Source organism: Candidatus Benthicola sp. (genome assembly GCF_058719085.1).
Window position 1 is genome coordinate 1 of sequence record NZ_JBZQEK010000153.1, and the last position, 6,128, is coordinate 6,128.

Annotated in this window: 7 protein-coding genes; 3 read left to right on the forward strand and 4 right to left on the reverse strand. The window is 69.3% G+C overall.

The window, feature by feature from the left end; translation table 11 throughout:
• A partial coding sequence (locus tag AC36XV_RS11465) for a glycoside hydrolase family 2 TIM barrel-domain containing protein (protein WP_492203818.1) occupies positions 1–1,734 on the forward strand: 1,734 nt, incomplete at its 5' end.
• Positions 1,735–1,824: 90 nt separating this feature from the next.
• The gene (locus AC36XV_RS11470) at positions 1,825–2,250 is read left to right on the forward strand and encodes a hypothetical protein (protein WP_492203819.1); all 426 of its coding nucleotides are present in this window, start codon (positions 1,825–1,827) and stop codon (positions 2,248–2,250) included.
• An 81-nt stretch (positions 2,251–2,331) separates the two neighbouring features.
• Here the strand turns inward: AC36XV_RS11470 and AC36XV_RS11475 are convergent, their stop codons facing one another.
• The 4 genes from AC36XV_RS11475 to AC36XV_RS11490 form a co-directional block, all read right to left on the reverse strand.
• Entirely contained in the window at positions 2,332–2,802 is a 471-nt protein-coding gene (locus AC36XV_RS11475; RefSeq protein ID WP_492203820.1) for a YbaN family protein, read from the reverse strand.
• Positions 2,803–2,928: 126 nt separating this feature from the next.
• Complete coding sequence (locus tag AC36XV_RS11480; protein ID WP_492203821.1) at positions 2,929–3,381, reverse strand: YybH family protein; 453 nt, start codon at positions 3,379–3,381, stop codon at positions 2,929–2,931.
• A gap of 70 nt (positions 3,382–3,451) precedes the next feature.
• A complete protein-coding gene (locus AC36XV_RS11485; RefSeq protein WP_492203822.1) occupies positions 3,452–4,033 on the reverse strand; it encodes a thioredoxin family protein in 582 nt (193 codons plus the stop codon).
• A gap of 34 nt (positions 4,034–4,067) precedes the next feature.
• Positions 4,068–5,372, reverse strand: coding sequence for a M14 family zinc carboxypeptidase (locus AC36XV_RS11490; protein WP_492203823.1), 1,305 nt, complete (start codon positions 5,370–5,372; stop codon positions 4,068–4,070).
• A 198-nt stretch (positions 5,373–5,570) separates the two neighbouring features.
• Here AC36XV_RS11490 and AC36XV_RS11495 point away from each other — a divergent pair.
• Positions 5,571–6,128 (forward strand): alpha-amylase family glycosyl hydrolase (locus AC36XV_RS11495; RefSeq protein WP_492203824.1); only part of this gene is annotated, 558 nt, incomplete at its 3' end.

Sequence of the window (6,128 nt, forward strand, 5' to 3'; positions counted from 1 at the left end):
GGGGCCGGCATGGAGATCCGGCAGGAGATGGTCGTGACGGACCCCGCCCTGTGGTCGCTCGACTCGCCGACCCTGTACTCGCTGCAGACGTCCGTTCTCGACCCCGGCGGGGAGGCGGTGGACGGGCTCGCGACCCCGTTCGGCATCCGCCGCATCCAGTACGATGCGGACCGCGGATTCCTCCTCAACGGCGAGCAGGTGAAGATGCTGGGTGTCAACCTGCATCACGGGGGCGGGCCGGTCGGAGCGGCCGTGCCGGAGGCGGTGTGGGAGCGCCGGCTCCGCAAGCTGATGGAAATGGGCGTCAACGCGGTGCGGACGGCCCACAACCCGCCAGCGCCCGAGTTCCTCGACCTGTGCGACCGGCTCGGCCTCCTGGTGATGGACGAGGCATTCGACGAGTGGACGCACGGCAAGGTGGAGTACGGCTACCACGTCTACTTCGGCGACTGGTACGAGCGGGACCTGGTGGACTTCATGCGCCGGGACCGGAATCACCCCTCGGTGGTGATGTGGAGTCTCGGGAACGAGATCGGCGAGCAGCACGCCCCCGGCGGCGAGGAGGTGCTGGCCCGCCTGGTGGAGATCGCGCGCCGCGAGGATCCCACCCGTCCGTTGACCACCGGCAACGACCACATCTACGCGGACGACGGGGCGACCACCGAAGGGTTCCTCGAGCTCCTCGACATCGTCGGATACAACTACGTGGACCGGTGGCACGAGCGGCGTGAGCTGTACGCGTGGCCCGAGCGCCAGGCGCACCCGGACTGGAAACACGTGGGGACGGAGAGCGTGGTGGTGTGGGGCACCCGCGGCGAGTACATGCTGCCGCCCGACTCGGCTCGGGTCCGGCCGTTCTACACGGCGACGATGATCCGCCCCGAGCAGCTGTGGAAGTTCGTGTCGATGAACGACTGGTTCATCGGTGACTTCATGTGGACGGGGGTGGACTACCTGGGCGAGTCCCGCTGGCCCCGCAAGAACTCGACCTCGGGGGTTCTCGACCTGGTCGGGTTCCCGGACGACGGCTTCTACTTCTACCAGAGCCAGTGGACGGACGAGCCGATGCTGCACCTCCTCCCCCACTGGAACTGGGAGGGCGAGGAGGGACGCTTCATTCCCGTACTCGCCTACACCAACGTGGACGCGGTGGAGCTCTACCTGAACGGTCGCTTCATCGCCGAGAAGCGGCTGGAGTTTCCCCGGCAGGGCACGACCGGCAGCTGGAACGGCTACGAGACGCCCCCCGTCTTCCCGACCACCGCGGACCTTCACCTGTCCTGGGACGTCCCCTACGAGCCGGGCGTGCTGCGGGCGGTCGGCAAGGTGGGGGATGAGGTGGTGATCACCGAGGAGGTGCAGACGACCGGGCCTCCGGCGGCGCTCCGCCTCACCGTGGACCGCTCACGCATCTTCTCCGGGATCCGCGACGTCGCGCACGTCCGGGTGGAAGTGCTGGATGCCGAGGGCCGGGTCGTGCCGACGGCGGATGACCTCGTGCGCTTCTCGGTCGAAGGCCCGGCGAGGCTGATCGCGGTCGGGAACGGAAACCCGACGGACCACGGCTCCTACCAGGCCGAGGAGCGCCGGGCTTTCCACGGGCTCGCGCTGGCCCTCCTCCAGAGCACGGACGAGGTCGGGCAGGTGCGCGTCACGGCGCGCGCGGATGGGCTCCAGGCCGCTTCGGTCGGCTTCACGGTGGTGCGGGGCGAAGGGCCGCCCCGGCTGGACTGAGGGCGCCGGCCCGCGGCCTTGACGAAACCGCATTCGTTGGGGATGGTGGGGCACCGAGACTGCACACGCACCCCATCCATCGGAGGTTTCATGCGACTCATCCTCGCAGCCGCGCTCGTCTGCCTGTTTGCCCTTCCCACTCGCGCCGAGGCCCAGGAGGGCGAGAAGTGGGAGGGCGTGGACTGGTACCGGATCGTCAACGTGTCCTATCACAACGGCAAGGCCGGAGACGCCCGCCGCATCATCGAGGATCACTACATGCCGGCCGGCGAGGCCGCCGGAACCCCGACGCCGGTGATGCTCCTGTGGAACGAGACGGGTGAGTGGGACCTCACGATCATCTGGAAGATGACGGACGGACCGGCGTCCATGGAGTGGCGCCGCTCGCCCGACGGCATGAAGTGGTGGCAGACCTTCGTCGAGCGTGAGGGCGGGGAGGAAGCCGCCGAGGCGATCCAGGAAGAGTACTCCAGCCTGGTGGCGCGCAGCAGCAGCACGATCGCGCGATCGATGTAGTCCCGCGGCGAGAATGGAGGCCGGGACCGGTTGCCACCCGGCGGCCGGTCCGGCGGGCCCCACCCGATCGGGTGGACGGGGTCAGGCGGAACGCCGGCCGCGGAACACGTACGCCACCACCACGGAGCCCACCACCGCCGCTCCCCCCACGACGCCGACGAACCAGCCCGACAGCGCCCCTTTCGCCCCCATGAGCAGGAAGCTGGACCCCACCGCGGCCCAGATCATGGCGATCGTGGCCACCCGGGCCCGGACGGGCATGGCCCGGTCCCCGTCCAGATACTTGAGATAGGGCTTGAAGATGGGCGCCCTCACCAGCTTCTCCTCCAGCCACGGACAGCTGCGGGTGAAGAAGTACGAGGCCAGGATCAGGAAGACGGTGGTCGGAAGCCCGGGCACGAACACGCCGATGAATCCGACGGCCACCGACAGGAGCCCGACGAGCAGAAAGAACCAGCGACGGATCGAACGGCCGGGCAGGATGGACGCGGGTGCGCCGCTTCCCGCGACCGGACAGCTCGCCTGACGGTTCTCCGATCCTGCTTCGCTCACGACTCCATCCGATTCATGGGCACGATGGGGGGTGCTGCCTACATTCACGACCGGCAACGGACCGGTTCGAGCCCGGCGGCGCAAGGTTCGCCGGCCGCCCGCGCCGTCACATCGGCTCGGACCCGGTTACTCTCCCTCGGGACCGTAGTTCCAGAGGTCCCGGTAGATCCTCCAGCCGTCCTCCGTCTTCTTCAGGGCGTTCATCCAACGGCCGGCCACCGTCCAGGACTCTCCCAGCGCATCCGTCCCGTTCAGCTCGAAGATGCCCCACAGGGTCGCCACATCCCCGTCCAGGAGCCCGCCCACGGCCCGAAGGATGATGCGGGTGCCGGCGTAGTTGTTGTGGACATCGCCGGCGATCGCCTCCCGACCCTTGATCTCGGGCCCTTCGGGCGGGAGCCGTACGGCATCCTCCGTGTACAGGTTGGCGACCGCGGTTCCGTCCCCGTTGTTGAAGGCCTCCTGGTACAGCGGGATCAGGTCCGCCGCAGGCTCGGGCACCTGCGCCTGCGCTCGTGCCGGCCGGGCTGCCGGCGCGGCGGCCAGCAGGAGGGACACCGCCAGAAGCGACCTTCGCATACAGCCTCCTCGTCGTAGTGTGGTCGCGCGGGCGCAGCGGCGGTCCCGACGCGCCTCGACCCCGGTTCGCTCAGCCAAAGTACGCCGGTTCGTTGCCCGGCTTCCACTTGATGTTGCAGCCCACGCTCGGCACCTGCACGTCCGGAGCGGGTTGCCCGTCCAGCACGGCATCCAGCGCGGATCGCAGATCGTAGCCGGTGACCGGGACGTCGTTGCCCGGCCGGCTCGCGTCGAGCTGACCGCGATAGACCAGTTTCCGGTCCCCATCGAACACGAAGAAGTCGGGTGTGCACGCCGCCTGGAAGGCCTGCGCCACGGCCTGCGTCTCGTCGAGAAGGAACGGGAAGCTCCAGCCTTCCCGGCTGGCCAGCTCGCGCATGCGATCCGGTCCGTCCTGAGGATAGCGATCCACGTCGTTCGAGTTGATGGCGATGATTCCCACCCCGCGCTCGCCGTAGTCCGCCGCCACCCGACCGATCTCCTCCATCACGTGCTTGACGAAGGGACAGTGGTTGCAGATGAACATGACGAGGACGCCCGGGTGATCCACGAAATCCTCGTCGGAGACCTCCGCGCCACGGATGGCATCGGTGAGGGAGAATGAGGGCATCGAGGTGCCGAGGGGCAGCATCGTCGATGGGGTTTCAGCCATGGTCCTTCCCTTCCATTCGTGTCCGTCTCTCGATTCAATAGGGGTCGGCGCCGGTCCCGGGGTCCGCAAGGTCCGGTTCGCAGGGCAGCGCCCACACGAGCTCGCTCTCCGGCTCGGGGCCGCGGCGCACCGAGAAGCACGCCGCTGCGCCGCGATGGATCGCGCCGTCCTGGTCCGGCGCCGCATGCAGGTACAGTCCTTCCGCCCGCATCGTGTCTACGGCTTCGGCGTCGTCGAGGTCCCCGACCTCTCCCCAGGCGGCTCCCGTCCGGGCCGAGGAATCCTCGAACCGGATCGCCACATCGGCCCGGATCGGGGCGGCCGATGGAAGCGCCAGCCAGCCTCCGGCGACGAGCAGGTCGTAGTCGATGCCCCGATTCTCCGGAAGCCCGTCGTAGGCCGCCGTGGGGTGCGTCTCGGCGACTCCGGTGGCGATCGCGTTCAGGGCGCCGAGAAGGGCCACCACGTTCTGCCGCCTCAGCTCCTGCTTCTGGGGATCGCCCTCGAGGACGCCGCTCTCGATCAGCACGGTGCTCGTGCCCCAGGCCTGCATGTTGTCGCCGAAGGCCCGGGCCGCATAGGCGTCGTCGTACCGGGCCACGCGTCCCTCGAGATCGGGAGCCAGCGACTCGGCAATCACCGCGGCCACTCGCCGGGCCCGCTCCCGTCCCGATCCCCACGACCGTTCCTCGTCGGCCGCCGGGGCCAGGAGGGCGATCGCCACCAGGTCGCCGCCTTCCCCTGCCGAGTTGATCCCCTGGTCGTGCAGGTTGAACCCGAAGTCCGCCCCGATCGAGTCGCGCACACCTTTCAGAATCCGCGCCTCGGGCGTGGCGGTGCGCCGCGCATCCCGGTTGATGTCCACCCCGTAGGCGTTCTCGCGCCGGAAGCGCTCCGCTCCATCCGGATTCAACATCGGGACGAACACGACGGTCAGTCGCTCCTCGAGACGAGCGCGAAGCGCGTCGTCGGCCGGAGATTCGGCCACCCAGCGCATGAGGTCCGCGAGGGACATGGTGGCCGTGGACTCGTCGCCGTGCATCTGGGACCACAGAAGCACCGTGATGTCGCCCGACCCGAAGGACACGGCACGAATCTCCCTTCCCTCCACGGACGCGCCGAGCGGCGTGACGCGGAGGCGGTCGGAGCGGGTGATCGGGTCCACGATCTCCCAGTACCGCTCGTACTTGAACCGGCGCTCGTCGAGGCCCTCGACCCGGTATCGGTCGGCCACCTCGAGGCCTTCCGCGCGGCAGCACACCTCCTGCGCCGGGAGCCGCCCGAGGCCGACGAGGCAGAGGATCGCCGAGAGCCCGGCGGCAGCGGCAGTTGTGCGCACGTTCCGACTCCGTGCTGAGAGGATTGATGCATGGGCGAACGCGATCCAAGGTGAGGCGCGGGGAGCCGAGACCACAAGCCTGCCTGTGGCACGGACCGCCCGACCGTGCCATCCTCATGGCGTTCGAGCCGCGCCGCGCGTCGACCCCGCGGCCGGGTTCCGGAGGGACACTGCACCACCAACGACCGGGGAAGCCGCATGAGAACCACCGGCTGGATCGCCGCCCTGTCCGTTCTTTCTGCGCTCGCCTGCACGGCCGGGGAGCCCGAGGCCGCTTCCGAGCCGGTCTCCGCGCTCGGCGTCCCGGCCTGGGCCGGCGATGCCGTCTGGTACCAGATCTTCGTGGAGCGCTTCCGGAACGGGGACCCCTCCAACGATCCGACTCTCGACGACATGGAGGGCTCCTGGCCGGACCTTCGTCCCGAGGGCTGGGAGCCGACGCCGTGGACGCAGGACTGGTACCGTCAGGAGGAGTGGGCCGAGGCGACGGGAGAGCCCTTCTACACCACGGTCCAGCTGAGACGGTACGGTGGAGACCTTCAGGGCGTGATCGACCGGCTCGACTACCTCCAGGAGCTGGGCGTGACCGCGCTCTACCTCAACCCGGTCAACGACGCCCCGTCGCTCCACAAGTACGACGCGCGCAACTACCGGCACGTGGACCGCAACTTCGGCCCGGACCCGAGGGGCGACGCGATCCTCATGGCGGCCGAGGACCCCGACGACCCGGATACGTGGCGGTGGACGGCCGCCGAC